Genomic DNA, 25425 nt, shown 5'->3' with positions numbered 1-25425 from the left:
GTCAGCCACTATGCGTGTGACTGATACAGCGCTTTCGCGAGCAAGCCCGCTCCCACATTTTTGATCTGTGTTTAGTTCAGGACTTCACTCAGCGGAATGAAGTTGACTCGATCGCCAATGTCCAATGTCGTCCCCTCCAACACCTCCACAAACCCTTGCGCCCACGCCGCGCTGCGCAGCACGCCGGAGCTCTGGTTGCGGTAGATGATGGCCTTGCCTTGCTCGATGCGACCGCGCAGGTACTCGCGGCGATTGCCCGGCTTGGGCCAGGTGAACCCCACCGGCACTTCGACGCGCAGCGGCGCAACGGCCTGCACGCCTTGGCGGCGCAGCAGGTAAGGGCGTGCCAACAGGGCGAAGGTCACCAGGGTCGAGGCCGGATTGCCCGGCAGGCCGATCACCGGCACGCTGCGGAAGTGCCCGAAGGTCAGCGGCTTGCCGGGTTTGATCGCGAGTTTCCACAGCGCCAGTTCACCCTCTTCACGCAGGGCGATGCCGAGGAAGTCCGCCTCGCCCACCGATACACCGCCGGTGGACAGGATCAAGTCGACATCGCCCAGGCCCGCCAGGCGGGTACGGGTTTTTTCCAGGTCATCCGGCAAGATGCCGGCATCGATCACCGCGCAACCCATGCGCGCCAGCCATGAGCACAGCACGCGGCGGTTGCTGTTGTAGATCTGCCCCGGCCCCAGCGGTAAACCGGGCTCGATCAACTCATCGCCGGTCGACAGCACGGCCACGCGCGGGCGGCGTATCACCGCCAGGCGATCATGGCCAAGGGACGCGGCCAGGCCCAGTTCGACCGGGCCCAGGCGGGTGCCGGCCGGCAGCACCAACTCGCCGACCGTGGTTTCCTGGCCTTGGGGGCGGATGTTCTGGCCCGCCTGCAACGGTTCGGTAAAGCTCACGCGCTCGTCGGCGTGGACCACGACGTTTTCCTGCATTTCCACGCAGTCCGCGCCTTCAGGCACCGGCGCACCGGTGAAAATGCGCGCACAGGTGCCGGCCGCCAAGGGCTGCGGCGCCTGGCCGGCGAAGATACGCTGGCTGACCACCAATGGCTCACCGGCCCAGTCCGCCAGGCGCAGGGCGTAACCGTCCATGGCGCTGTTGGGCCAGGGCGGCAGGTCGAGGGTGGAAATCAGGTCCTGCGCCAGCACGCGGCCATCGCATTCGGCCAGGGGCAACACGTGCGACTCACGGATCGGCGTGGCCTCGGCCATGTCCAGCAGTTGCTGCAGCGCGTCTTCCACCGGCATCAGGGCGCCGGACTTGCCAGGCTTACCCACGGGATTCACAGGGCTCGGCCTGCTTCAGGTGTGGCACGAAGTTGCAGGGGCGGTGACGGTTATCCAATTGCTCGGCAAGAATGCCGTCCCAGCCGGTGCGCACCGCGTTGGTCGAACCCGGCAGGCAGCACACCAGGGTGCCATTGGCCAGGCCGGCCAGGGCGCGCGATTGCACGGTGGAGGTGCCGATATCGGCCACGGAAATCTGCCGGAACAGTTCGCCGAAACCGTCGACCTGTTTGTCCAGCAGGCAGCTGACGGCTTCGGGTGTGCTGTCGCGGCCGGTGAAGCCGGTGCCGCCAGTGATCAACACCACTTGGACCACGTCTTCGGCGATCCAGTGGGCGACCTGGGCGCGGATTTTGTACAGGTCGTCCTTGAGCAGCACGCGCTCGGCCAGGTTGTGGCCGGCGGCGGTCAAGCGGTCGACGAAGACCTGGCCCGAGGTGTCGGTGTCCAGGGTGCGGGTGTCGCTGACGGTCAGTACAGCGATATTCAGGGGTACAAAGGGCGCATCGGCCTTGGCTTTCATGGCACGGTCCGGTTGTCGAAGGAACAGCCCGATGTTATATCACAGGGCCCTATTTACCTGCCGCAGCGGAAGTGCCATGTCTCTCGATTCTTCGCCCCTGCCCTGTTCGATTCTGCTGCTGGCCGGTGGCCGCGGCCAACGCATGGGCGGCCAGGATAAAGGCCTGCTGGCGTGGCGTGGGCAACCGTTGATCGCGCATTTGCAGCGCCTGGCCCGGCCACTGACGGATGACCTGATCATCTCCTGCAATCGCAACCATGAGCTGTATGCGCCCTATGCCGACCAACTGGTGAGCGACGACAACCCGGACTTTCCCGGCCCGCTGGCCGGCATCCGCGCCGGGTTGTCCGCGGCGCGGCATGCACATTTGCTGATACTGCCGTGCGACGTACCCAACATCGACGTCGGGCTGCTTGCCGACCTGCGTGAAACTGCACGGCGTAACCCGTTGGTGCCAGTGATGGTGCGTCACGGCGAATTCTGGGAACCCTTGATCTGCATCATCCCGACGCACCTGCACAACGCGGTAGAAAGGGCCTGGCACGCCGGTGAACGCAGCCCGCGCCAGCTCTTCCTGCAACTGGGCGGCGTGGGCCTTGAGTGCCCGGCGCCCGACCCGCGCCTGGCCAACCTGAATACACCCGAGCTGTTGCACCCCGGGCCTGGCGTGTCAGAATGAACCTCGCACAAGGAACTTTGTCGGCGCCTAGCGCGTCAACAAGGTCTGCAATTTAAAAGAATTCTTTCGGAGACACACTCATGACTCAACGGACCATCGCCGCTTTCATGCTTGCACTGGGCCTGGCTACCCTCGCCGGTTGCGCCTCGCCTACAGTGATCACCCTGAATGACGGTCGCGAAATCCAGGCCGTCGACACCCCGAAATACAACGAAGATTCGGGTTTCTACGAATTCGAACAACTTGACGGCAAGCGCACCCGCATCAACAAAGATCAGGTTCGCACCGTTAAAGACCTGTAAGTCTTAACGTTTGCCAACAAGGCCCGCCTCGCGCGGGCCTTGTTGTTTCTGGCGGTTACCAGTCGAGGGTGATCTGGCTGCGGAAGCTGCGCTCGGCACCTGTGAGCGGGTCGCTAAACCGCACACCCTGGGCCAGCAGTTTCAGCGGGTTGGCGTAGTCGTCCACGGCATCCCTGATCACCTCGGGGTAGAACGGGTCATTGCAGATACTCGCGCCGAGTGCGGTCATGTGCACGCGCAACTGGTGCTTTTTGCCGGTCACGGGGAACAGGCCATAGCGCCACAATTCGCCGTTCTTCTCTCGTACTTCCACGGCGGTTTCGGTGTTGCTGACGCCCACGCCTTCCTGCATACGGAAGAAGGGTTCGCCATCCACCAGGCGGCTTTTGTGCACGAGCGGGAAAGTCAGTTCGGGCAACGCCGGGGCAATGGCTTCGTAGAATTTATCGATACGCCGCGTGGGAAACAGCTGCTGATACGCCGAACGGCTGGCCGGGTTGGCCGAGAACAACACCAGCCCCGCGGTATGCCGGTCGATGCGGTGCAACGGCACCAATGCAGGGTTGTCCAGGCGGCGGATCAGGCGGCGCAGCAGGGTTTGCTCGACGTACTCACCGGCCGGGGTCACGGGCAGGAAATGCGGTTTGTCGGCGACCACCAGATGCTCGTCGGCATACAGGATGGTTTCCTGCACCGGGATGACCTTCTCATTTGGCACTTCGCGAAAGTAATAGATGCACAGGCCTTCCTTGTAGGCGAGGTCCAGGCTGATCGGGTTGCCGTTGATATCCAGCACGCGGCCACGGGCGATACGGTCCAGCCAGTGTTCACGGCCGATGGCCGGGAAGTGCTCGCACAGGCAGTCGAGCACCGTCACCCAAGCGCCAGGTGGCAAAAATAAAGTGCTGGCTTGATGCTGGGACGCGGAGAAACCGGAACTGGACATGAAAATGCTCGAAGCCTGGAAAAACAGGCGGGCATTATCCCGCATCCAGTGGGATTGAGCCTAGGGCGGATCTCAGGCCTTGGCCAATTCCGCCCGCAGGATCGGCGAGGCGCTGGCCGCCTCGGTGAACTCCTTGAGCCAGCGCAACACGTCCACCGCTTCCCAGCGGCCGGGGTCGTACAGCGCGTAGAGCAAGCCCTGGTAACCCACTACATCCAACTGCTTGTGGTAACCGGCGCGCTGGAACAACGCCTCGATCTCCGCAAAACAGGTATTGAAATGCACTTTGTTGAAGGGCGTCTTGCCTTCCGTGACCAGGCCATCGAGGCGCAGCTCGTTCACCGCATCGCGCACGATGTCGGCGGACATGCGATTGACGCTGCTTTTCAGTTGTTCAACATTCACCATGGACGTTCCCCTATTCAATCGCTGTACAAACATACAGTAACGTAATCTTGGGGAACTCGCCATCGGATAAAGCTTAACGAAGGAAGGCAACTATCTGCGCTGCGTCGAACGGCCAGTCCAGTTCGTTCCCGTTGTCCACCCGCCGAAGCACCGGAATCCGCAGGCCGTAGACCTCGGTAAGGTCATCGGGGTCGGCGATATCCACCAACTCCACCAGCAACCCGTGCTCGACGAGCGGCATGATTTCGGCTTCGGCAATCTCACACAGATGGCAACCCAGGGTGCCGAACAGTTGGCATTCAGGATGCATGGCGAATAGACCTGATCAGAAAACAGACCATCATTCTAAGCCCGCGAAATAACGCTGGCGAGTAGGCTTGTTGTGGCGAGCAGGCTTGCCACAAATCCAATTGCACCGCGCAAATACCCTGACTCAGATCAGCATGGCCTATAACTGACTCAGCCACTCTCGCGGCTTTTTGTTCGCTCACCTTGCAACGGAGATGCTTGTGTTCGCCAACCTGCTGATCATTCTGGCCTCATCCCTGGTGGTGATTGCGCTGTTTCGCCGGCTGCAACTGCCGCCCGTGCTGGGCTACCTGTGTGTGGGGCTGGCCGTGGGGCCTACCGCACTCGACTGGGTGAACGACAGCGAAGCGCTGCCCGACCTCGCCGAACTGGGCGTGGTGTTCCTGCTGTTTTCCCTGGGCCTGGAATTTTCCCTGACCAGGATGCTCGCCCTGCGCCGCGTGGTGTTTGGCCTTGGCAGCTTGCAGGTGTTGGGCTGCGGGGTGCTGCTGGGGGGCTTGTTGATGGTCTTTGGCGTAGCGCCCGGCATCGCCCTGTTGCTGGGCGCGGGCCTGGCGCTGTCGTCCACGGCCATTGTCAGCAAGGAATTGACCAGCCTCGGGGAAATCTTCAGCAGCCACGGCCAGAACGCGATTGGCGTGCTGCTGTTCCAGGATGTGGTGGCGGTGTTGCTGCTGACCCTGGTCCCGGTCTTTGCCGGCAGCAGCGAACAGGCCTGGTATTGGGCGCTACCGCTGACCCTGGGCAAGACCGTGGTGTTGTTCGTCGGCCTGCTGCTCGCCAGCCGCTGGTTGTTGCCGCGCCTGTTTCATGAGGTCGCCGCCTCCCATTCGGCCGAGCTGTTTGTGCTGCTGGCGCTGGTGATTGTGTTGCTCACCGCCTGGCTCACCCATCTGCTGGGGCTCTCCCCGGCCCTCGGTGCGTTCCTGGCCGGCATGCTGCTGGGGGAAAGCCATTACCGCCACCAGATCGAAGCCGATATACGCCCCTTTCGCGACATCCTGCTGGGGCTGTTTTTCGTCAGCATCGGCATGCTCATCGACTTGCAGCTGTTCATCAGCCATGGCCTGCTAATTCTGGGCCTGACCCTCGCGCTGATGCTGGTCAAGGGCTGCGTGGTCGCCGCCCTGGTCAAGCTGCGCGGCAGTGACAGCGAAACCGCCTGGCGCAGCGGCCTGGCCCTGGCCCAGGGCGGCGAGTTCTGTTTTGCATTGATGGCCCAGATGCAGCAGAGCCGGCTGATCCCGGATGAATTCAACGGGTTGCTGCTCGCCGCCACCTTCTGCTCGATGCTGCTGACCCCCTTGCTGCTGCGCGCCGCGCCAGCAATAGCCCTGCGCCTGCACCGCAAGCCCAACCAGCAAGTGCAGCTGGAAGAAATTACCGCACTGAATGCCGGACTACGCGGCCATGCGCTGATCTGCGGTTATGGCCGGGTCGGGCAGTCCATCGGCCGTTTCCTGCGCCAGGAGCAACAAACCTTTATTGCCCTGGACGACGACCCCGAACGGGTGCAGGAAGCCGCCAGCGAAGACCGCAGCGTGCATTACGGCGACTGCCGGCGTGGTGCGCTGCTCAGCGCCGTCGGCCTGGAGCGCGCGCGGTTGGTGGTGATTGCCGTGGACAACAGCGATGTCGCGCTGACGGTGCTGAAAGAGGCCAGAAGGATCAACCCCGAAGTGCCGATCCTGGTGCGCACCCGCGATGACAGCCAATGGGCCGAACTGAAAGCCGCGGGCGCCAGCGAAGTGGTGCCCGAGCTGCTGGAGTCGAGCCTGATGCTCGCCTCCCACGCCCTGGTCCTGCTGGGCCTGCCGGAGCAACAGGTGCAGGCGCGCGTCGACGAGGTGCGGCACAACCGCTACCGCTTGCTGCACGGCTTTTACCCGCAGGCAGACAAGCCTGTCAGTCCTGACTGACCGCGCCGATCTTGTGGATCGACAGGTCCGCGCCGTAATACTCCTCCTCCTGGCTCAGGCGCAGGCCGTGCACGCGCTTGATCACGCCATACACCAGCAGGCCGCCGACCAGCGCCACCGCCACGCCAAGGGCAGTACCGATCAACTGGCTGATCAGGCTGACGCCGCCCAGGCCGCCGAGCGCGGTCTGGCCGAAGATACCGCACGCGATGCCGCCCCACACCCCGCACAGGCCGTGCAGCGGCCATACACCCAGCACATCGTCGATCTTCCAGCGGTCCTGGGCGGCGATGAAAAACCACACAAACAAGCCACCGGCCACAACGCCGGTGACCAGCGCACCTACCGGGTGCATCAGGTCGGACCCGGCGCAGATGGCCACCAGCCCGGCCAACGGGCCATTATGCAGGAAGCCCGGGTCATTGCGCCCGATCACCAGCGCGGCGACTGTGCCACCGACCATCGCCATCAGCGAGTTGACCGCCACCAGGCCGCTGACACCCTGCAGGGTTTGCGCACTCATCACGTTAAAGCCGAACCAGCCGACGATCAAAATCCACGAACCCAATGCCAGGAACGGAATACTCGACGGCGCAAACGCCACCAGGCGCCCTTCCCGGTAACGCCCATTGCGCGGCCCCAGCAGCAACACCGCCGCCAGCGCCAACCAGCCGCCCATGGCATGCACCACCACGGAACCGGCAAAATCATGGAAGCTGGCGCCAAAGGTCGCGAGCAGCCAGGCCTGCAGGCCGAAATTACCGTTCCACACCATGCCTTCGAAAAACGGGTAGATAAACGCCACGATCAACGCGGTGGCACACAGCTGCGGCGCGAACTTCGCCCGCTCGGCGATGCCCCCGGAAATAATCGCCGGGATTGCCGCCGCGAACGTCAGCAGGAAGAAAAACTTCACCAGGCCATAGCCATGATCGGCGCTGATCACCGCCGCCGGTTGCATGAAGCTCACGCCGTAGGAGATCCAATAGCCTATAAAGAAATACGCCAGGGTGGAGATGGCGAAGTCGCTGAGGATCTTCGACAAGGCGTTGACCTGGTTTTTCTGGCGCACGGTGCCGACTTCAAGGAACGCGAAGCCTGCGTGCATGGCCAGCACCATGACCGCGCCGATCAGGATAAACAGGGTATTGGAGCTGTGGACGAGGGTGTCCACTGCGCTTTGCAAATTTTCCATGAGGGTTGGCAGGCCTGCATTAAAGGCAAAAAGCACCAAAGCGGTTCAAGCCAGGGTTGCGCGCACTAAATTGGCACCACCGGTCCCGCCCCTCTTGGGAGGGCGTGAACCGCTTTAGCGCAGCGATCAACACGACAGGCCGTTGCCGACAGGGTTTTTCCGCGAATTTGAGTTATTTAGGGTAAGGTTTTTCAAGGCATCAGCCTCGACCGCCCGGATTCAGCGCAGGCCCCAGGGCGTGCGCACCAAGGCAAAGCAAAAGCTGTACCAGACAATTGCACTGAACCTTCACCGATACCGGTGACTCGAAACGACACGTATGCCTGTCACACGACACCAGCCAAGCACGGAGATAACCATGGCCAGAAGAACTGCAAAGACTGCGCAAGAAATACTGATGGCGGATTTTCAAACCCTGGTCAGTGACACCGAAAAGTTGCTCGACGACACCGCGGTACTCGCCGGCGACCAGGCCGACGAGCTGCGCAGCAAGATTCACGACAGCCTGCTCAAGGCCCGTGAAACCCTGCAACTGACCGAAGACTCGCTGCGCGAACGCGGCCAGGCGGCGGTCACCGCAACTGAAGATTACGTGCAAGCCAACCCTTGGCAGTCGGTGGGTATTGCTGCCGGTGTGGGCTTTTTGATCGGTCTGTTGGCTACAAGGCGCTAAATCATGTCTATCGGCGAAAGCAGCTCGTCCACGGGCACAACCTCTCGACGTCTGGGCGCGGCCGTTCTGGGCTTGCTGCACAGCCATGTCGAATTGTTTGGTATCGAATTGCAGGAGCAAAAGGCGCGCACCGTCAGCCTGCTGCTGTTTGCGGGCCTGGCGTTGGTGTTTGCCCTGCTGTTGCTGGTGGGGTTGTCGACGCTGGTGATGATCCTGGTGTGGGACACCGGTTACCGCCTGACCGGGATCATCTGCCTCTGCGTGTTCTATAGCCTGGCCGCAGCGTTCTGCGGGGTGCGCTTGAAAGCGGCGGTGTTCGATGAGTCCACGCCCTTCCATGCCACCCTCGAAGAGCTGGCCAATGACCGGGAGCGCCTGTTGCCATGAGCGCAAATGAAATCCAGCAAACCTCACGGCGGGAAATGCGCAAGGCGTTGATCCGCCTGCGCATGGAAATGCACCGCCAGGAAATCCGCCACGAGTCCCAGCAGTTGATGGTGCCTCTGAACCGGGTGCGCAACATGGGCAGCAACTGGCAGGACAGCCTGGGCATCAAGCACGCGCCGCTGTGGGGCGTTGCGGCGGTGACGCTGATGGGCTTCTTTACCGGCAAGGGCGCCAAGGCTGGCAGCATCAGCAGCGTGACGCGCCTGGTGCGGCTGGGCGCCGGTTTGATCCCGCTGATCAAATTGGCGCTGCAAGGGCGTTCACGCAAAGGTTAAGCCGCACTGGCTGCATTCTTGCAAACAGAATCGGCCCGGCCCTCTTTTCGAGGGCCGGGCCTTTTTTTCGCCCCTTCGCTTTTTTCATCATTGCCACCTAAGGAGGCCCCGTGATCGACGGGCAACCGCTCGCCTGCTTTCAACCGTTCATCGACACTGCCACCGGCCGCATTGCCGGCGTCGAGGCCCTGGGCCGCCTGCGCCAGGCTGACGGCCGCTTGCAGTCCGTGGGCCCGCTGTTCGCCGACCCGCGCACGCCGGGCGTGACCTTGCGTCGCCTGGACCGGCAGATCCGTGACAATGCGTTGAGCCGCTTGCATGAAGCCCCGCAAGACTGGTTCTTGAGCCTGAATATTTCACCGCGCTGGATTAACCGCCTGCGCCCCGGCCAGGCCCTGCCGAGCCTGAAACAGATCCACAGCCATGGCGTCGACCCGCGGCGCATTGTGTTCGAGATCACCGAACTGGGCGGCGACATCCGGCGCCTGGCCGAGGTGGTCGCACGCTATCGCGAGGCCGGCGCGCGCATCGCCATCGATGACTTCGGCGCCGGCTATTCGCAGCTCGACCGCGTGCTGGCATTGCAGCCGGACATTCTCAAGCTCGACATGCGCCTGTTTCAGGAAGCCGCCAAGGGCGGCCCGAGCAGTGACGTGGTGCGCGCACTGGCACAGATGGCGGAGAAAACCGGCTGTTGGATCATTGCCGAAGGCGTTGAAACCGAAGCACAGCTGAGCTTCGCCCTGGAATGCGGGTCGCGTTATGTGCAGGGTTACCTGTTCGCCCAGGCGCAGTTGGACTGGTTCGCCACCGATGCCTTCGTGCCGCACTTTGCCCGCCTGCGCGCGACTTACGTCCAGCAAAAACTGGCGGAACGCGGACGCATCATGCAACTGCGCCAGCAGTTGGCCGAGCTGATGAAAATCCTCCAGGCCTGGGCCGACACCCAGGCGCCACTGACTGACTTGCCGCAACTGCAGGCCTTCCCGTGGCTGCTGCGCTTTTACCAGTGCGACCGCCATGGCACCCAGTTGACGCCCAATTTCGAGTGGCGCCAGGGCGCGTGGCAAACCGACAGCCGCTACCTGGGCCACAACTGGTCATGGCGCCCGTACTTCTATCACCTGCTGGCCGAAGGCTGGGAGGAGCGCCGCCTGACGTTGTCCTCGACCTACCGCGACGCCACCACCAACCAGTACTGCCTCACTGCCGGACAATTCTTCAATAACGGTCAGCGTTTGCTGTTAATCGATATCGACGCGGCCGGCCTGTAGATTTTCGCTTGCCCAGGCCACGCTGAACCGGGAAGCTGGGAGGGTCATTCACCGCACGGAGAGTACCCGCCTTGGATTGGCCCACCCTGCTTACCCGCGAACGCCTTGGTAAACCGCTGCACAGCCCGGAAGAACTGGGCCGCAGCCCGTTTCACAAAGACCACGACCGCATTATCTTCTCCGGTGCGTTCCGCCGCCTGGGCCGCAAGACCCAAGTGCACCCGGTGTCGAGCAACGACCACATCCACACGCGCCTGACCCATTCCCTGGAAGTCAGTTGCGTCGGTCGTTCCCTCGGCATGCGCGTCGGTGAAACCCTGCGCAGCGCCCTGCCCGACTGGTGCGACCCGAGCGACCTGGGCATGGTGGTGCAATCGGCCTGCCTGGCCCATGACATCGGCAACCCGCCCTTCGGGCATTCGGGCGAAGACGCCATCCGCCACTGGTTCCAACAGGCCGCGGGGCGTGGCTGGCTGGACGACATGAGCTCGGCCGAACGCAACGACTTCCTTAATTTCGAAGGCAATGCCCAAGGCTTCCGGGTACTGACCCAGCTGGAATACCACCAGTTCGACGGCGGTACACGCCTGACCTACGCGACCCTCGGCACTTACCTCAAATACCCCTGGACCGCGCGCCACGCGGATTCGCTGGGCTACAAGAAACATAAGTTCGGCTGCTACCAGAGCGAGCTGCCGATCCTCGAGCAGATCGCCCACAAGCTCGGCCTGCCGCAACTCGAAGAGCAGCGCTGGGCCCGCCACCCGTTGGTGTATCTGATGGAGGCGGCGGACGATATCTGCTACGCCCTGATCGACCTGGAAGACGGCCTGGAAATGGAGTTGCTGGAATACGCCGAGGTCGAGTCGCTGCTGCTCGACCTGGTGGGCGACGACCTGCCACAGACCTATCGGCAGCTGGGCTCCCAGGATTCGCGCCGACGCAAGCTGGCGATCCTGCGCGGCAAGGCCATCGAGCATTTGACCAACGCCGCGGCGCGAGCCTTCGTCGAACAGCAAGATGCCCTGCTGGCCGGCACCCTGCCCGGCGACCTGGTGGAACACATGCACGGCCCTGCCAAACGCTGCGTCCTGGATGCCAAAGACATGGCGCGCAAGAAGATCTTCCAGGACAAGCGCAAGACCCTGCATGAGATCGGCGCCTATACCACCCTGGAAATCCTGTTGAATGCGTTCTGCGGCGCGGCACTCGAGCAACATGGTGGGCGTACGCCGTCCTTCAAGAACCGGCGCATCCTCGACCTGTTGGGCAACAATGCACCAAACCCGGCGTGGCCATTGCACGCGTCATTCCTGCGCATGATCGATTTCATCGCCGGCATGACCGACAGCTACGCCACCGAGATGGCCCGCGAGATGACCGGGCGTTCAAGCCCGCAATAAACAGATTGGTCCAGCCGCCTGTTCACTCAACAGAATCTGCCTACGATGGGAACAGAGCGGCCTGATCGAATTCGCACAGAGGCACAGAGAATAATCGCGCACGCTTCGGCCAAGGCTGCCGACTTGCTCTGCTGTGCCCCCTATCGACGCTTGACTCACTGTGTGCCTCCTATGCCCAGTAACCCCCTTCGCATCCTGCTGGTGGAGGACCATCCCTTTCAACTGCTCGCCACCCAGTGCCTGCTCAGAAGCTTCGGCTTCGAGCGGCTGACCCCGGCGGAAAACGCCGAACAGGCAGTGCATTTGATGGCGCAGGCCGAGGCCCCCTTCGATATCATTTTGTGCGACCAGTGCCTGCCGGACCTGCCAGGGCTTGAACTGATCGAGATCGCCAGTCGCCGACGCTTTATCAAGGCCGCGATCCTGCTCAGCGGGCTTCCCGAGGCAGAGCTTTCGGCGCTGCACAGCCGTGCGATCGCACGCGGCCTGCCGTTGCTCGGATACGTGTCAAAGCCGTTGAACAAAGAGGCGCTGGAGCGTTTGACCGACGCGTTACGCTGGTTATAAATGTAGGACTCCAAACATATAAACCGTCGAAAAGTACCCGCATAACCACCGTTAAATCCCTGGCATAGCGATTCGGTTGGCACGCCAGCCAAACCTTAACTCTTCGTTTCACGACGCCTTGGCAACTAGTAAGACTCCACCTTTTTTACTGTAGGAATCTTCCTGTTTTATACCTGAGCCCCCTCGCCTTCATGCTCTGGCCTCAGCTTCTGAGCTAATGTGCCCGCTTTATTTGCACTTGCATGGAATGTGATCATGAACACAGTTTTTATTATTGATGACCACCCGGTTATAAGACTTGCCATCCGCATGTTGCTGGAGCACGAAGGTTATGAAGTAGTCGGCGAAACAGATAACGGATGCGACGCCATACAAATGGTCCGCGAATGCCTGCCGGACCTGATCATCCTGGATATCAGCATACCCAAACTAGACGGGCTCGAGGTGCTGTGCCGATTCAACGCCATGAATACCTCGATGAAGACCCTGGTTCTAACGGCCCAATCCCCCACGCTGTTCGCCACACGCTGCATGCGTTCGGGTGCCGATGGCTACGTGTGCAAGGAAGGTGATCTGAGCGAACTGCTGAGCGCCATCCGCGCCGTGCTGTCCGGTTATAACTATTTCCCCAGCCAGGCATTGAACAGCAGCGCTACAGACGGCGTGGATACCAAAGAGCTGGAACTGTTCAAGGCGGTCAACGATCGTGAATTGATGGTATTGCAACTTTTTGCACAGGGCCGTACCAACAAGGAAATCGCCAAAGGCATGTTCCTGAGCAACAAGACAGTAAGTACGTATAAAAAGAGGCTGATGCAGAAACTTCAAGCCACGTCCTTGGTAGAACTTATCGAGATGGCAAAACGAAACGCGCTAGTGTGAGAAAACGGATGCCCAGATGTATAAAGGACTATCTGATTATATTCAGTGCCGGTTTGTGCTTGAGCACCACCGCGCCCGCCAGCTCGCCACCGAGCCCGGAATATTTCAACTTACTGAGCCGCGCAAGCGCCGTACAAATGGAAACCCATCTGAGCAGGGCCCAACGCCTGTGGCTACAGAACAAACGCGAACTGGTGCTCGGCACCTCGTTTCCTGACTATCCACCTTTTGACCTCACCTCCAGCGGGCGTGACTACGAAGGACTGACCGCCGACTACGCCGGCCTCCTGGCCAAGACGCTGGGCCTGCCGATCAAAGTGTTGCGCTACGCCTCCCGCGAGGCCGCCATCCGCGCGCTTGAAACAGGCGAGATCGACTTGCTGGGTTCCTCCAACGGCTTCGAGGCGGCAAACCTCAACCTCAGCCTGTCGGAACCCTATGCGGTGGACCGACCGGTGCTGGTCACCCGCGAGGGCGAAACACGCAGCCTGAGCAATGGGTTGGCCGGGATGCGCCTGTCACTGGTCTACCACTACCTGCCCTTGGGTGAAGTGGAGAAGCTGTACCCAAAGGCGATCATCCGTGCCTACCCCTCTTATCAAAACGCCTTGAATGCGGTGGCCTTTGACCAGGCCGACGTGTTTCTCGGCGATACCATTTCCACCCTTTACATGATCAACAAGGGCTACCTGAAAAACGTCCGCATGGCGAACTTCGGCAAACATGAAGCCTATGGGTTCAGCTTCGCGGTGCCCGAGCACCAGCACACGCTGTTGAGCATCGTCGATAGCGTGCTGAGAGCTGTACCCGCCAGCGAACGGGATACGATCGCCAAGCGCTGGAGCGCCGGCAGCGACTTCCTGCTGACCGACCAGAAGTTGCAACTGACCCTTCGCGAAGAACGCTGGCTCAAGGATCACCCGGTGGTCAAGGTGATCGTGAACGAGACCTTTGCACCGCTGACGTTTTTCGACGCCGAGGGAAATTTTCGCGGTATCAGCGCCGATTTGCTCGAACTGATACGCCTGCGCACCGGGTTGAGTTTCGAGATCCAGCGCGGGCGTGATGTGAACGCGATCATCAAGCAGGTCGAGACCGGTAACGCGGACATCATTGCCGCGATCACCCCCAGTGCCGAACGGGAAGCGCAGTTGAGCTTCAGTCGTCCCTATCTGGAAAATTCCTATGTAATGTTGACGCGCAAAGAGCCCCAGGCCCCCACCGGCCTTGAGGAAATGCAGGGCAAGCGCCTGGCGGTGACGCAAGGCAACCCGCTGAAGAAATTCCTGCAAGAGAACTTCCCGAAGATCCAGCTGGTGGAAACGGGTGACACCTTCAAGTCAACTGAACTGCTGCTACAGGGGCAGGTGGACGGTGCGGTGAATACCCTGGTGGTCGCCAACTATTACCTGACTTCGCCGATATTTCAGGACAAGGTACAAATCAGCTCCAGCATTGGCACGGCGCCCGCCGCCTTTTCGCTGGCGACATCGCGCAGCGCAACCGAACTCAGCTCGATTCTCGACAAGGCACTGCTCAGCATCGCCCCGGATGAGCTGGGGGTGATCAACAGCCAATGGCGAGGTTATACGGCGGCCTCCGACAGCTACTGGCGCGACTATCACCAACTGATCGCCCGCATCGTCATCGGCACCGGGCTGCTGCTGTTGATTTCACTGAGTTGGAACGCCTACATGCGTCGCCAGATCAAGCACCGCAAAATGGCCGAGCGTGCCCTCAACGATCAGTTCGAATTCATGCGCGCCCTGGTCAATGAAACTCCGCACCCGATTTACGTGCGTGATCGCCGCGGCCTGCTGCAAACCTGCAACGACAGCTACCTGCAGGCGTTCGACGTGCAGCGTGAAGAAGTGATCGGCAAAAGCGTGATGCAGATCAGCACCGGCCTTTCGGCGGAGGCTGCGCAATGCCACGCCGACTACCAGCGGGTGGTCGCCGAAGGCAACCCATTGATCCTGGACCGCACCCTGCATATTCGCGGACAAAAACTCACCATCTACCACTGGATCCTGCCGTACCGCGACTCCGTCGGCGAGGTCCAGGGCATCATCGGTGGCTGGATCGACATCAGCGAGCGACGCCAGTTGCTCGACGAGTTGCGCTCGGCCAAGGAGCGCGCCGACGAAGCCAATCGCGCCAAGAGTACGTTCCTTGCCACCATGAGCCACGAAATCCGCACGCCGATGAACGCCGTGATCGGCATGCTGGAACTGACCCTCAAACGCGCCGACCAGGGCCACCTCGACCGCCCCGCCATCGAAGTGGCCTACAACTCGGCCAAGGATTTGCTGGAGTTGATCGGCGACATCCTCGACATCGCGCGCATAGAGTCCGGGCGCCTGAGCCTGGCGCCGGAACGCGTGAACCTGCGAGAGGTGATCGAGTCGGTGGTGCGTGTGTTCGACGGCCTGGCACGCCAGAAAACCCTCAGCCTGTTGCTGGAATTCAAGCCTGACCTTGACGACACCGAAGTGCTCATCGACCCCTTGCGCTTCAAGCAGGTGCTGTCCAACCTGGTCAGTAATGCGATCAAGTTCACCGAGCAGGGCCAGGTGAAAATCAAGGTCGAAGTATTGCCCACCCAACTGCTGCAGCAGGTGGAAATGAAGCTGGTGGTGGAGGACACCGGTATCGGCATCAGCCGGGACGACCAGACGCGCCTGTTCGAGCCCTTTGCCCAGGCTGACAACTCCGGCCAACTGGCCAGGAGCGGCGCGGGCCTGGGCCTGGTGATCTGCCGCAGCCTGTGCGCCATGATGGGTGGCCAACTGAGCCTGAGCAGCGTGCCCATGGTGGGCACCCAGGTGCATGTCAGCTTGAAGATGACGCGGCTGCAGTCTGTGCTGCCGGTCGACGAACTCAAGCCCGAGACGCCCGCAACCGCGACCGTGCTCAATGTGCTGGTGGTGGATGATCACCCGGCAAACCGTCTGTTGATGTGCCAGCAGCTTGGCTACCTGGGCCACCAGTTCACCGCCGCCCACAACGGTTCCAGCGGTTTCCAGGCATGGCGCCAAGGGCAATTCGATCTGGTAATCGCCGACTGCAACATGCCCATCATGAACGGCTATGAACTGAGCCGTTCGATCCGCGAATATGAGCAGCGCGAGCAACTGAAGCCCTGCGTGGTGCTGGGCTTTACCGCCAACGCCCAGCCCGAAGAGAAACTGCGCTGCGCAGAGGCGGGAATGGATGACTGCCTGTTCAAACCTATCAGCCTGACCGCACTCGAGCGGCATCTGGCAGGAATCAGCCCGCAACCGGCCAGCCCGCGCCTGAGTTTGGACCTCGGCAACTTCGAGGCCCTGACCGGTGGTGACCCACAGATGAGCCGGCGCCTGCTGGAGGAGCTATTGACCAGCAGTCGCAACGATCGCCAGGAGCTGCTCGCGCTGATGGCGGCGCAGGCTTCGCCCCAGGACATCACCGAGCAGGCGCACAAGATCAAGGGCGCCGCCCGCATCGTGCAAGCCAATGCACTCGCCCTGCAGTGTGAAACCATCGAGCAGGCATGCGCGCGGGACGATACCCGTGAGCTGATCGAAACCGGTGTAAAAACCCTGGAGAAGCTGATGCTGGAGCTGGAGAGGTTGCTGCAGGTGCAGCTTGTAGAAATGGATCGCCAATGAGGGGGCGGTGCCTCGCCCCCACCTTTGATCAGCAGTCGGTCAACCGTAGGAAAATCGCCGCCAGCTGTTCGATACCCGCCTGGTCCTGCTCGGTAAAGCGGGCCAGCGACGGGCTGTCGAGGTCAAGTACGCCGACCAATTGGCCGTTCTTGACCAGCGGCACCACCAGCTCGCTGTTGGAAGCACTGTCACAGGCGATATGCCCGGGAAATGCATGCACGTCCTCGACGCGCTGGGTCTGCCGCGACTGTGCCGCCGCGCCGCACACCCCGCGGCCGAACGGAATGCGCACGCACGCGATCTGCCCCTGGAACGGGCCAAGCACCAGCTCTTCATTGCGGTTGAGGTAAAAACCGGCCCAGTTCAAGTCATCCAGCTGGCTGAACAGAAAGGCGGAAAACTGCGCGCTGTTGGCGATGAAGTCTCGCTCATCGGCCAGCAGCGATTCCAATTGCGCACCGAGCATGGCGTAGCCATCGAGGCCGGTGCCGGCGTGTTGTAGATCGATCATGGTTGACGCTCCAGCAATTTGAGGCCCACCCAGTAACGGGCGAATTGATACGCGCAGCGACCGTTGCGGTTGCCACGCCCGGTGGCCCAGCGAACGGCGAGGATGTCGAGTGCTTCATCGCGCTGCCACTGCAAACCGGCCTTGTCTGCCAGCTCGCCGATCCAGTGCGCCACCACATTCAGGAAGTGTTCCTGGCTGAAGGGGTAGAACGACAGCCACAAGCCAAAACGGTCGGACAAGGCAATCTTGTCTTCCACCGCTTCACTGGGGTGCAGCTCGCCATCCACGCGTTTCCAGTTATCGTTGTCGCTCTGGTTTTCCGGCACCAGGTGGCGGCGGTTGGACGTGGCATACAGCAGCACATTTTCCGGCGCCTGCTCCAGGGAGCCGTCGAGCACGCTCTTGAGTACACGGTAATCGCCCTCGCCCGCCTCGAACGACAGGTCGTCGCAGAACAGGATAAAGCGCTGCGGCAGCTTGAGCAGTTGCTCGACCACCCGCGGCAGGTCGGCGAGGTGGTCACGTTCGATTTCGATCAGGCGCAAACCGGCCTTGGCATGTTCGGCCAGCAAAGCGCGCACCATCGACGATTTGCCGGTGCCACGCGAGCCCCACAGCAGCGCATGGTTGGCGGGCAGGCCATCGATGAATTGTTGGGTGTTGCGAGCCAGTTGTTCGCGCTGCTTGTCCACGCCGATCAGGTCGGACAGGCGCATATCCAGGCTTACTTCAAGTGGCAGCAGGAAGCCACTGCGGCCCTCGCGCTGCCAGCGGGCTGCCAGGCACAGGTTCCAGTCGATGGACTGGCGGGGCGCCGGCAACAGGGGTTCAAGGCGGGCGAGCACTGCGTCGGCCCGCTCAAGAAACGCATTCAGTCGAGAATCCACGATTATTCCTCTGGCAAGTTCTTGCAAAAGATGGCGTATTGGCAACCCTGCGGCGGACCGCACCAGGCCGCGTAAAAAACGATTCATGCCGGGCAGGCCAGAGCCTGTGGATGTTCAGCTATGCTTGCCGGGCGAAGGGAAACGTGAAGTGGTTCAACACTCGATGGATATCAAGTTCACCCACCGCTTGTCTTATAAACAAGCCAGATTGACTGTGCTGGTCGGTTTCGTCTTGGGAACCTTGCTCAGCCTGATCCAAATCGGCATTGATTATGCCAGTGAAGACGCATCCATCAACCGTGAAATACGTTCACTGATCGAAATCAGCCATAACCCCGCCTCACGCATCGCCTACAACATCGACGCCGAACTGGCCCAAGAACTGGCCCTCGGGCTGTTGCACTCGCCTGCGATCATTCATGCGCAACTGGTCGACAATAACGGTGTGGTACTGGCCGATGTCGCCCGGCCGCGCAAGGAAAGCACCTACCGCCCCATCAGCGATTTCCTGTTTGGTGCCAATCGCCAGTTCGAAGACCCGCTGCTCCTGAGCCACATGCCCAACGACTCCCTCGGCGTGCTACGCCTGGATGTGGACACCTATGCCTTCGGCAGCCGCTTCCTGCACCGCGCTGAGATCACCCTGCTCAACGGGTTTGTGCGCAGCCTGCTGCTGACCGGCATCCTGCTGGGGCTGTTTTACGTGATGCTGACCCAGCCGCTGGTGCGCGTCATTCGCGAACTGAGCACCCGCAGGCAGGCGCGCCTGGATTGCCCGCCCGGTCACGAACATGACGAAATCGGCGTGCTGGTGAATGTCGCCAACCAGCAGTTCGAAAACATGGAAACCGAAATCCAGCAGCGCCGCCACGCCGAGGACCGGCTGACCGAATATCTGGGCCAATTGGAAAACATCGTCTCCGCCCGTACCCTGGAGCTCAAGGCCAGTAACCAACGGCTGAGCCAGTCCAATCAAGAGTTGGAAGCGGCGAAGATGACGGCAGTCGGCATGGCGCAGGCCCGGGCCGCGTTCCTGGCGAACATGAGTCACGAAATCCGCACGCCGCTCAACGGCTTGCTGGGGATGATCGCGTTGTCGCTGGACAGCCCGTTGAACGCCGAGCAGCGCCAGCAACTGTCGATCGCCCATGATTCGGGCAAGGTGCTGGTAGAACTGCTCAACGATATCCTCGACCTGTCCAAGTTCGACGCCGGCCAGCTTGAGCTTGAGATAATCCCCTTCGACCTCGGCTCACTGGTCGAAGACACCGCCAACCTGCTGTCGCAGAACGCCGCACCGAGCGTCGAACTGACCTGCCTGATCGACCCGCAGTTTCCCGCCCAGGTGCTCGGCGACCCGACGCGTGTGCGGCAGATCGTCAGCAACTTGCTGTCCAACGCCTTGAAATTCACCCGCTTCGGCAGGGTCGATGTACGCCTGCGGGCCCTCGACGGCAGGGTGCGGATTGAAGTGTGCGATACCGGCATCGGCATTGCGCAGGAAGCTCAGGTCAAGATTTTCCAGCCATTTACCCAGGCCGGCGCCGGCATCACCCGCCAGTTTGGCGGCACCGGCCTGGGCCTGGCGTTGACGCACAACCTGTGCGAGGCAATGAATGGCCGCTTGAGCATCAGCTCAGAGGTGGGCTTTGGCAGCCAGTTTTGCGCCGACCTGCCACTGCCGATTCATTCACCCGCGGTGCAACAGCCGCAGCTGGTGGGTGAAGTGGTCGCCATTACGAATGCCGGCAGCGGCCTGACGGAACTGCTCACCACCCTGCTGCCCCATTGGGGGCTGACGCCGCGCTGTTTCACCATGGATGACGACTTCAGCGGGCAGACGCCGGATTTGCTGATCACAGACTGCCCGGAATGCCTGTTCCGCATACGGCCGGGCATCACGGCGCCCATCCTGGTGGTGACGGCCTATGGCAATTTCATGCCCAGTGAAGAGGTGGCCGCATTGGCGCCCCTGCAGCAACAGGCACGCCCCTTGAGCCGCAACGCGCTGTACCAGATCCTGCAACGCAATTTGCGCAGCGAGTCCCAGTGTATCCTTGACCCCATTCAGTTGGATGCCGCGCCCCTCGTACACCGGGCGCGCATCCTGCTGGTGGAGGACAACCCGGTCAACCAACTGGTGGCCAAGGGCATGCTGAGCAAATTGGGTTGCGAAGTGATCGTGGCCGCCCATGGTGGCGAGGCGCTCAAGCGTCTGGAAGAACAACACTTCGACTTGGTGCTGATGGACTGCAATATGCCAGTGATGGATGGCTATGAAGCCAGCCGACAGATTCGCCGCAGTGGGCGCTGGCCTGACCTGCCGATCGTCGCGCTGACCGCCAACGCCCTCTCCGAAGAACGCGAGCGTTGCCGGGCTGCGGGCATGAATGACTACCTGGCCAAACCGTTTCGCCGCGAAGAGCTCAACGGCCTGCTCGACCTGTGGGTGCCTAAGACGACAAGTCTCTGACCTGGCGCAGCAACTGGTCGAGGCCATCGCGCAGGGTGTCGGCCTGGTTCAGGTCGATGCCGCTGCTGCATAACAGTCGGGTCTTGAGGCTATGGGTCTGGTCGCGCAACTGCACGCCGGCCTCAGTCAGGCTGAGGTGCACTTCGCGCTCATCCCTGGCACTGCGCTGACGCCTGACCCACGCGAGCTGCTCGAGGCGTTTGAGCAGCGGCGTCAGCGTGCCCGAGTCGAGCATCAGGCGCTCACCCAAGGCTTTGACCGTGGGCTGCTCAGGGGCAACGTCGTGCCATTCCCACAACACCAGCATCGCCACATATTGCGGATAGGTGAGGCCCAGTTGATCGAGCATCGGCTTATACGCGCGGGTAACTGCGCGGGACGCGGCATACAGCTTGAAACACAGCTGATCGTCCAGGGCCAGGGAAACGCTGGGCAGGTCGGTCATTTGAGCAGCGCTTCGATCTCTTGGGCCAGGTCTTGAGGTTTGGTGGTGGGGGCAAAGCGCTTGACCAACTGGCCGTCGCGACCGATCAGGAACTTGGTGAAATTCCACTTGATGCCCTTGGAACCCAGCAGGCCCGGCGCCTGTTTTTTCAACTGCACGAATAGCGGGTGGGCCTGCGTGCCGTTCACGTCGATCTTTTTGAACAGCGGGAAACTGACGCCGTAATTCAGCTCGCAGAATTCGGAAATCGCGCCTTCGTCACCCGGCTCCTGCTTGCCGAACTGGTTGCACGGAAAGCCCAATACCACCAGGCCCTGGTCCTTGTATTGCTGCCAGAGCTGCTCAAGGCCTTTGTATTGAGGGGTGAAGCCGCACTTGCTGGCGGTGTTCACTACCAGGATGGCCTTGCCGGCGAAATCGGCCAAGGTCTTTTGCTCACCCTTGATGGTGGTGCAAGGGATGCTCAGCAGGTTGTCACTCATGGCGGTGCCTCTATGCAGGGAAGAGTACCGAAACCATAGCGAGCAATTCAATTGCGTGCAATTTAATTGGCCAGACGAATGCCGAGCTATTACCGTTGTGGCGAGGGAGCAAGCTCCCCCACCCCAATTGGCTCCCAGGCCTAGCGCGGCACCAGGTCCAGGCACACCGAGTTGATGCAGTAGCGCAAGCCCGTTGGCAGCGGCCCATCCGGGAACACGTGCCCCAGGTGCGCATCGCACTTGGCGCAAACGACTTCAGTGCGGATCATGCCGTGGCTGACGTCACGGATTTCGACCGTCGCGTTGTCAGCGATCGGCGCATAGAAGCTCGGCCAGCCGCAGCCGGAGTCGAACTTGGTGGTCGAATCGAACAACGGCTCATTGCAGCAGATGCAGTGATACACGCCGTCGGTCTTGGTTTCGTTGTACTTGCCGCTGAAAGGCCGCTCGGTGCCCTTGAGACGACAAACCTGGTACTGCGCGGGGTCGAGCATTTCGCGCCATTCTTCAAGGGTTTTTTCCAACTTATCCATCGGTACACCTCGGCAACTGAAAAAGCCTGATCTGTGTCTTTTCCATGGATCAGGCGGCACGTATGATTGCGCCTCTTCAAAACGCCAGTCTGGCACCCGCGCTACCGGCATTCAAACGTATTTATGGGTGCGGGCCCCGCAGGTTTCGCAGTACGGTAGTGTCCACACCGTCTGGATCGTTCATTTTCAGGATCACATCGCCATGCAGGTCAGCAAATCGAACAAGCTCGCCAACGTCTGCTACGACATTCGCGGCCCAGTGCTCAAGCACGCCAAACGCCTGGAAGAGGAAGGCCATCGCATCCTCAAGTTGAACATTGGCAACCCGGCGCCGTTTGGTTTCGAAGCGCCGGACGAAATCCTCCAGGACGTGATCCGCAACCTGCCGACCGCACAGGGCTACAGCGACTCCAAGGGCCTGTTCAGCGCACGTAAAGCAGTGATGCAGTACTACCAGCAGAAGCAGGTCGAAGGTGTCGGCATAGAAGACATCTACCTGGGCAACGGCGTGTCCGAGCTGATCGTGATGTCCATGCAGGCCCTGCTCAACAACGGCGACGAAGTGCTGGTGCCGGCGCCCGACTACCCGCTGTGGACCGCTGCCGTGACCCTGGCCGGTGGCCACCCGGTGCACTACCTGTGTGACGAGGGCGCCGACTGGTTCCCGGACCTGGCCGACATCAAGGCCAAGATCACCCCGAACACCAAGGCCCTGGTGATCATCAACCCGAACAACCCCACCGGCGCCGTGTACTCCAAGGAAGTGCTGCTGGGCATGCTCGAATTGGCGCGCCAGCACAACCTGGTGGTGTTCTCCGACGAGATCTACGACAAGATCCTCTACGATGACGCCGTGCACGTGTGCACTGCCTCCCTGGCCCCGGACCTGCTGTGCCTGACCTTCAACGGCCTGTCCAAATCCTACCGCGTGGCGGGTTTCCGCTCCGGCTGGATCGCCATTTCCGGCCCCAAGCACAACGCCCAGAGCTATATCGAAGGCATCGACATGCTGGCCAACATGCGCCTGTGCGCCAACGTGCCGAGCCAGCACGCCATCCAGACTGCCCTGGGTGGCTACCAGAGCATCAACGACCTGGTGTTGCCGCAGGGTCGCCTGCTGGAACAGCGCAACCGAACCTGGGAGTTGCTCAACGCGATTCCGGGCGTGAGCTGCGTGAAACCCATGGGCGCGCTGTACGCGTTCCCGCGGATCGACCCCAAAGTCTGCCCGATCCTCAATGACGAAAAATTCGTGCTCGACCTGCTGCTGTCGGAAAAACTGCTGGTGGTCCAGGGCACAGCGTTCAACTGGCCGTGGCCGGATCACTTCCGCGTGGTGACATTGCCGCGTGTGGATGACCTGGATATGGCCATTGGTCGTATCGGCAACTTCCTCAAGTCCTATCGCCAGTAACGGCTTTGGCGCTGTACGACCGACATTCGGTCGTACAGCGATTATCTGGCAACACTTCTCTGCCCTCTCCAGCTTCTTTGCGGCGAGGGCGCTCGACCTTTCACCAGCACCCTATAATTGCAGGGCTGGAAGGCAACGGCGAAGTGATTCAACCCCTGCTTGCGAGTCGGAAAATCCCTTCAAGGCTCTACATTCATGCTGTAGGACACAGTTTGAAATAGTCGCCCGGTTGAATCACCCCATGCCGCACCTTATATACCCCGCAGTACGCGACATATTAAGCATGAGGAGAACTCTACAACCATGATGCGCATTCTGCTGTTCTTGGCCACTAACCTGGCGGTCGTGCTGATTGCCAGCATCACCCTGAGCCTTTTTGGCTTCAACGGGTTCATGGCGGCCAACGGGGTTGACCTGAACCTCAATCAGCTGCTGGTTTTCTGTGCAGTCTTTGGTTTTGCCGGCTCGCTGTTCTCGCTGTTCATCTCCAAGTGGATGGCGAAGATGAGCACCAGCACCCAGGTCATCACCCAGCCACGTACCCGGCACGAGCAATGGTTGTTGCAGACCGTCGAGGAATTGTCTCGTGAGGCTGGTATCAAGATGCCAGAGGTCGGGATCTTTCCGGCTTATGAAGCCAACGCCTTTGCCACCGGCTGGAACAAGAACGACGCGCTCGTTGCGGTCAGCCAGGGCATGCTGGAACGCTTCTCCTACGATGAAGTGAAAGCGGTGCTGGCCCACGAGATCGGCCACGTGGCCAACGGTGACATGGTCACTCTGGCCCTGGTACAAGGCGTGGTGAACACCTTTGTGATGTTCTTTGCGCGGATCATCGGCAACTTTGTCGACAAAGTGATCTTCAAGAACGAAGGAGGCCGCGGCATTGCCTACTTCGTGGCGACGATCTTCGCAGAAGTAGTGCTGGGCTTCCTGGCCAGCGCGATCACCATGTGGTTCTCGCGCAAACGCGAATTCCGCGCAGACGAAGCCGGCGCACGCCTGGCCGGCACCGGGGCAATGATTGCAGCGCTGCAACACCTGCGCTCCGAACAGGGCCTGCCGGTGCATATGCCGGACAGCCTGACCGCCTTTGGTATCAACGGCGGCATCAAGCAGGGCATGGCACGTCTGTTCATGAGCCACCCGCCGCTGGAAGAGCGGATTGACGCGCTGCGTCGTCGGGGCTGACAGCCGGCTTGTGAAACAGAACGTTGTGACATAGAAAAAGGGGCGATCTGGTCGCCCCTTTTTTTGTCGCCAGATTTACCCCCTGACCAGCCGATAAACCCGCTCTTCAAGCCGCGTAACCCCATCCTGCACAAACTTCCAGCTGTCGCCCAGAATGTCTTGCTCTTCCAGCACCTCTAGGGTCCAGTCGCAGCCGAACAGCACCCTCACCTCCTCGTTCATCACCGCGAAGGGTGGCCCGGCTTTTTGCGTCTGGTCGTAATCAAGAGTAATCAGCAAACCTTGGCAACCCGGACGCAACAAGCGGTTCAACTGCTCGGCGTACCGAGCACGCATCAACGGCGGCAACGCGATCAGTGCGGCACGGTCGTAAAGCGCAGTGCAATCAGCCAATGCCTCGGCGTCCAGGGCGAAGAAATCGCCGCACCATACCTCGATCAGATCAGCCTGGTACACCGTGAACCCACCCCGCCGGGTGATGCGTGGAGTCAGGTTCTGCTCGCTGAAAAACGTCTCCACTGCTTGCTCGGACAGTTCTACGCCCATCACCCGCAGCCCATGGCTTGCCAGCCACATCAGGTCCAGGCTCTTGCCACAGAGCGGCACCAGTACCTTGGCGTCCTGCTCAAGGGCCAAGCGCGACCAATGCCGTACCAGGTACGGATTAACCTCAGGCAAGTGAAAGCCGATCTGATTGAGCGCCCAGCGCTCCTGCCAAAACTTAGGCTCCATGGATCAC

Annotated in this window: 26 protein-coding genes; 14 read left to right on the top strand and 12 right to left on the bottom strand. The window is 61.1% G+C overall.

Features of this window, described 5'->3' with window-relative positions; translation table 11 throughout:
- Positions 1-71: 71 nt before the first annotated feature.
- Both glp and moaB read right to left on the bottom strand, forming a co-directional pair.
- Positions 72-1298, bottom strand: a complete 1227-nt coding sequence (glp, locus tag WBR57_RS16065) for a gephyrin-like molybdotransferase Glp (protein ID WP_424084665.1) — start codon at positions 1296-1298, stop codon at positions 72-74.
- The gene (moaB, locus tag WBR57_RS16060) at positions 1282-1821 is read right to left on the bottom strand and encodes a molybdenum cofactor biosynthesis protein B (protein WP_056857153.1); all 540 of its coding nucleotides are present in this window, start codon (positions 1819-1821) and stop codon (positions 1282-1284) included. The genes glp and moaB overlap by 17 nt, the downstream gene beginning before the upstream one ends.
- Positions 1822-1897: 76 nt before the next feature.
- On the opposite strand from moaB, the gene mobA reads away from it, so the two are divergent.
- Together mobA and WBR57_RS16050 are read left to right on the top strand one after the other, a co-directional pair.
- Positions 1898-2500 carry a molybdenum cofactor guanylyltransferase MobA gene (gene mobA / locus WBR57_RS16055; RefSeq protein WP_424084664.1) on the top strand — a complete coding sequence of 201 codons (603 nt, stop codon included), beginning with the start codon at positions 1898-1900 and terminating at the stop codon, positions 2498-2500.
- A gap of 80 nt (positions 2501-2580) precedes the next feature.
- Positions 2581-2802 (top strand): YgdI/YgdR family lipoprotein, encoded by a 222-nt coding sequence (locus tag WBR57_RS16050; RefSeq protein WP_065877956.1) that lies wholly within the window; start codon positions 2581-2583, stop codon positions 2800-2802.
- 55 nt (positions 2803-2857) lie between these two features.
- Here the strand turns inward: WBR57_RS16050 and WBR57_RS16045 are convergent, their stop codons facing one another.
- From WBR57_RS16045 to WBR57_RS16035, 3 genes are all read right to left on the bottom strand, one after another.
- Positions 2858-3748, bottom strand: coding sequence for a pseudouridine synthase (locus WBR57_RS16045; RefSeq protein WP_424084663.1), 891 nt, complete (start codon positions 3746-3748; stop codon positions 2858-2860).
- Between the two features lie 72 nt (positions 3749-3820).
- Positions 3821-4156: a hypothetical protein gene (locus tag WBR57_RS16040; protein WP_034096620.1), complete on the bottom strand. Its 336-nt coding sequence runs from the start codon at positions 4154-4156 to the stop codon at positions 3821-3823.
- A 73-nt stretch (positions 4157-4229) separates the two neighbouring features.
- Positions 4230-4466 (bottom strand): glutaredoxin family protein, encoded by a 237-nt coding sequence (locus tag WBR57_RS16035; protein WP_424084662.1) that lies wholly within the window; start codon positions 4464-4466, stop codon positions 4230-4232.
- Between the two features lie 193 nt (positions 4467-4659).
- Here WBR57_RS16035 and WBR57_RS16030 point away from each other — a divergent pair, with 193 nt between their 5' ends.
- Positions 4660-6384 carry a cation:proton antiporter gene (locus WBR57_RS16030; protein ID WP_424084661.1) on the top strand — a complete coding sequence of 575 codons (1725 nt, stop codon included), beginning with the start codon at positions 4660-4662 and terminating at the stop codon, positions 6382-6384.
- Here WBR57_RS16030 and WBR57_RS16025 read toward each other — a convergent pair.
- Positions 6371-7579: an ammonium transporter gene (locus WBR57_RS16025; protein ID WP_424084660.1), complete on the bottom strand. Its 1209-nt coding sequence runs from the start codon at positions 7577-7579 to the stop codon at positions 6371-6373. The genes WBR57_RS16030 and WBR57_RS16025 overlap by 14 nt on opposite strands.
- A 358-nt stretch (positions 7580-7937) precedes the next feature.
- On the opposite strand from WBR57_RS16025, the gene WBR57_RS16020 reads away from it, so the two are divergent.
- From WBR57_RS16020 to WBR57_RS15985, 8 genes are all read left to right on the top strand, one after another.
- A complete protein-coding gene (locus tag WBR57_RS16020; RefSeq protein ID WP_122717296.1) occupies positions 7938-8252 on the top strand; it encodes a DUF883 family protein in 315 nt (104 codons plus the stop codon).
- A gap of 3 nt (positions 8253-8255) precedes the next feature.
- Positions 8256-8639, top strand: a complete 384-nt coding sequence (locus tag WBR57_RS16015) for a phage holin family protein (RefSeq protein ID WP_065901663.1) — start codon at positions 8256-8258, stop codon at positions 8637-8639.
- A complete protein-coding gene (locus tag WBR57_RS16010) occupies positions 8636-8974 on the top strand; it encodes a hypothetical protein (RefSeq protein WP_424084659.1) in 339 nt (112 codons plus the stop codon). Before WBR57_RS16015 ends, WBR57_RS16010 begins: the two co-directional genes overlap by 4 nt.
- 110 nt (positions 8975-9084) lie before the next feature.
- On the top strand, positions 9085-10248 hold the full coding sequence (locus WBR57_RS16005; RefSeq protein WP_424084658.1) for an EAL domain-containing protein: 1164 nt from the start codon (positions 9085-9087) through the stop codon (positions 10246-10248).
- A 71-nt stretch (positions 10249-10319) separates the two neighbouring features.
- Positions 10320-11651, top strand: a complete 1332-nt coding sequence (locus tag WBR57_RS16000) for a deoxyguanosinetriphosphate triphosphohydrolase (RefSeq protein ID WP_122307806.1) — start codon at positions 10320-10322, stop codon at positions 11649-11651.
- A gap of 171 nt (positions 11652-11822) precedes the next feature.
- Complete coding sequence (locus WBR57_RS15995; RefSeq protein ID WP_424084657.1) at positions 11823-12218, top strand: response regulator; 396 nt, start codon at positions 11823-11825, stop codon at positions 12216-12218.
- A 255-nt stretch (positions 12219-12473) separates the two neighbouring features.
- Positions 12474-13100, top strand: a complete 627-nt coding sequence (locus WBR57_RS15990; protein WP_424084656.1) for a response regulator — start codon at positions 12474-12476, stop codon at positions 13098-13100.
- A gap of 8 nt (positions 13101-13108) precedes the next feature.
- The gene (locus WBR57_RS15985; protein ID WP_424084655.1) at positions 13109-16750 is read left to right on the top strand and encodes a transporter substrate-binding domain-containing protein; all 3642 of its coding nucleotides are present in this window, start codon (positions 13109-13111) and stop codon (positions 16748-16750) included.
- Positions 16751-16778: 28 nt separating this feature from the next.
- Here the strand turns inward: WBR57_RS15985 and WBR57_RS15980 are convergent, their stop codons facing one another.
- Both WBR57_RS15980 and WBR57_RS15975 read right to left on the bottom strand, forming a co-directional pair.
- The gene (locus WBR57_RS15980; protein WP_424084654.1) at positions 16779-17261 is read right to left on the bottom strand and encodes a GAF domain-containing protein; all 483 of its coding nucleotides are present in this window, start codon (positions 17259-17261) and stop codon (positions 16779-16781) included.
- Positions 17258-18148 carry an ATP-binding protein gene (locus tag WBR57_RS15975; protein ID WP_424084653.1) on the bottom strand — a complete coding sequence of 297 codons (891 nt, stop codon included), beginning with the start codon at positions 18146-18148 and terminating at the stop codon, positions 17258-17260. Before WBR57_RS15975 ends, WBR57_RS15980 begins: the two co-directional genes overlap by 4 nt.
- 163 nt (positions 18149-18311) lie before the next feature.
- Between WBR57_RS15975 and WBR57_RS15970 the strand changes: the two genes are divergently transcribed.
- Complete coding sequence (locus tag WBR57_RS15970; protein ID WP_424084652.1) at positions 18312-20621, top strand: response regulator; 2310 nt, start codon at positions 18312-18314, stop codon at positions 20619-20621.
- Here WBR57_RS15970 and WBR57_RS15965 read toward each other — a convergent pair.
- The 3 genes from WBR57_RS15965 to msrB all read right to left on the bottom strand — a co-directional run bounded on the left by WBR57_RS15965 (position 20602) and on the right by msrB (position 22081).
- Positions 20602-21066 carry a MarR family winged helix-turn-helix transcriptional regulator gene (locus tag WBR57_RS15965; RefSeq protein ID WP_424084651.1) on the bottom strand — a complete coding sequence of 155 codons (465 nt, stop codon included), beginning with the start codon at positions 21064-21066 and terminating at the stop codon, positions 20602-20604. The two genes, WBR57_RS15970 and WBR57_RS15965, sit on opposite strands and share 20 nt — an antisense overlap.
- Entirely contained in the window at positions 21063-21548 is a 486-nt protein-coding gene (locus tag WBR57_RS15960; RefSeq protein ID WP_424084650.1) for a glutathione peroxidase, read from the bottom strand. The genes WBR57_RS15965 and WBR57_RS15960 overlap by 4 nt, the downstream gene beginning before the upstream one ends.
- Positions 21549-21688: 140 nt before the next feature.
- Positions 21689-22081 (bottom strand): peptide-methionine (R)-S-oxide reductase MsrB, encoded by a 393-nt coding sequence (gene msrB, locus WBR57_RS15955; protein ID WP_424084649.1) that lies wholly within the window; start codon positions 22079-22081, stop codon positions 21689-21691.
- A gap of 202 nt (positions 22082-22283) precedes the next feature.
- Here msrB and WBR57_RS15950 point away from each other — a divergent pair, with 202 nt between their 5' ends.
- Positions 22284-23495 carry a pyridoxal phosphate-dependent aminotransferase gene (locus tag WBR57_RS15950; RefSeq protein WP_016978462.1) on the top strand — a complete coding sequence of 404 codons (1212 nt, stop codon included), beginning with the start codon at positions 22284-22286 and terminating at the stop codon, positions 23493-23495.
- A 303-nt stretch (positions 23496-23798) separates the two neighbouring features.
- Positions 23799-24686: a protease HtpX gene (gene htpX, locus WBR57_RS15945; RefSeq protein WP_071496291.1), complete on the top strand. Its 888-nt coding sequence runs from the start codon at positions 23799-23801 to the stop codon at positions 24684-24686.
- Between the two features lie 75 nt (positions 24687-24761).
- Here htpX and WBR57_RS15940 read toward each other — a convergent pair whose 3' ends face one another.
- Positions 24762-25418, bottom strand: a complete 657-nt coding sequence (locus WBR57_RS15940) for a thiopurine S-methyltransferase (RefSeq protein WP_424084648.1) — start codon at positions 25416-25418, stop codon at positions 24762-24764.
- Between the last annotated feature and the right edge of the window lie 7 nt (positions 25419-25425).

It is taken from the genome of Pseudomonas sp., assembly GCF_049590575.1.
GTDB lineage: Bacteria > Pseudomonadota > Gammaproteobacteria > Pseudomonadales > Pseudomonadaceae > Aquipseudomonas.
Note: the sequence above shows the minus strand (reverse complement) of the source record. Positions and strands in the feature narration are given on the sequence as shown.

What these genes read in the sequence shown, in the direction of transcription:
- moaB (WP_056857153.1), bottom strand. Translation starts at nt 1,821, where the DNA reads ATGAAAGCCAAGGCCGATGCGCCCTTTGTACCCCTGAATATCGCTGTA.
- mobA (WP_424084664.1), top strand. Translation starts at nt 1,898, where the DNA reads ATGTCTCTCGATTCTTCGCCCCTGCCCTGTTCGATTCTGCTGCTGGCC.
- WBR57_RS16050 (WP_065877956.1), top strand. Translation starts at nt 2,581, where the DNA reads ATGACTCAACGGACCATCGCCGCTTTCATGCTTGCACTGGGCCTGGCT.
- WBR57_RS16045 (WP_424084663.1), bottom strand. Translation starts at nt 3,748, where the DNA reads ATGTCCAGTTCCGGTTTCTCCGCGTCCCAGCATCAAGCCAGCACTTTA.
- WBR57_RS16040 (WP_034096620.1), bottom strand. Translation starts at nt 4,156, where the DNA reads ATGGTGAATGTTGAACAACTGAAAAGCAGCGTCAATCGCATGTCCGCC.
- WBR57_RS16035 (WP_424084662.1), bottom strand. Translation starts at nt 4,466, where the DNA reads ATGCATCCTGAATGCCAACTGTTCGGCACCCTGGGTTGCCATCTGTGT.
- WBR57_RS16030 (WP_424084661.1), top strand. Translation starts at nt 4,660, where the DNA reads ATGCTTGTGTTCGCCAACCTGCTGATCATTCTGGCCTCATCCCTGGTG.
- WBR57_RS16025 (WP_424084660.1), bottom strand. Translation starts at nt 7,579, where the DNA reads ATGGAAAATTTGCAAAGCGCAGTGGACACCCTCGTCCACAGCTCCAAT.
- WBR57_RS16020 (WP_122717296.1), top strand. Translation starts at nt 7,938, where the DNA reads ATGGCCAGAAGAACTGCAAAGACTGCGCAAGAAATACTGATGGCGGAT.
- WBR57_RS16015 (WP_065901663.1), top strand. Translation starts at nt 8,256, where the DNA reads ATGTCTATCGGCGAAAGCAGCTCGTCCACGGGCACAACCTCTCGACGT.
- WBR57_RS16010 (WP_424084659.1), top strand. Translation starts at nt 8,636, where the DNA reads ATGAGCGCAAATGAAATCCAGCAAACCTCACGGCGGGAAATGCGCAAG.
- WBR57_RS15995 (WP_424084657.1), top strand. Translation starts at nt 11,823, where the DNA reads ATGCCCAGTAACCCCCTTCGCATCCTGCTGGTGGAGGACCATCCCTTT.
- WBR57_RS15990 (WP_424084656.1), top strand. Translation starts at nt 12,474, where the DNA reads ATGAACACAGTTTTTATTATTGATGACCACCCGGTTATAAGACTTGCC.
- WBR57_RS15985 (WP_424084655.1), top strand. Translation starts at nt 13,109, where the DNA reads ATGCCCAGATGTATAAAGGACTATCTGATTATATTCAGTGCCGGTTTG.
- WBR57_RS15980 (WP_424084654.1), bottom strand. Translation starts at nt 17,261, where the DNA reads ATGATCGATCTACAACACGCCGGCACCGGCCTCGATGGCTACGCCATG.
- WBR57_RS15970 (WP_424084652.1), top strand. Translation starts at nt 18,312, where the DNA reads ATGGATATCAAGTTCACCCACCGCTTGTCTTATAAACAAGCCAGATTG.
- WBR57_RS15965 (WP_424084651.1), bottom strand. Translation starts at nt 21,066, where the DNA reads ATGACCGACCTGCCCAGCGTTTCCCTGGCCCTGGACGATCAGCTGTGT.
- WBR57_RS15960 (WP_424084650.1), bottom strand. Translation starts at nt 21,548, where the DNA reads ATGAGTGACAACCTGCTGAGCATCCCTTGCACCACCATCAAGGGTGAG.
- msrB (WP_424084649.1), bottom strand. Translation starts at nt 22,081, where the DNA reads ATGGATAAGTTGGAAAAAACCCTTGAAGAATGGCGCGAAATGCTCGAC.
- WBR57_RS15950 (WP_016978462.1), top strand. Translation starts at nt 22,284, where the DNA reads ATGCAGGTCAGCAAATCGAACAAGCTCGCCAACGTCTGCTACGACATT.
- htpX (WP_071496291.1), top strand. Translation starts at nt 23,799, where the DNA reads ATGATGCGCATTCTGCTGTTCTTGGCCACTAACCTGGCGGTCGTGCTG.
- WBR57_RS15940 (WP_424084648.1), bottom strand. Translation starts at nt 25,418, where the DNA reads ATGGAGCCTAAGTTTTGGCAGGAGCGCTGGGCGCTCAATCAGATCGGC.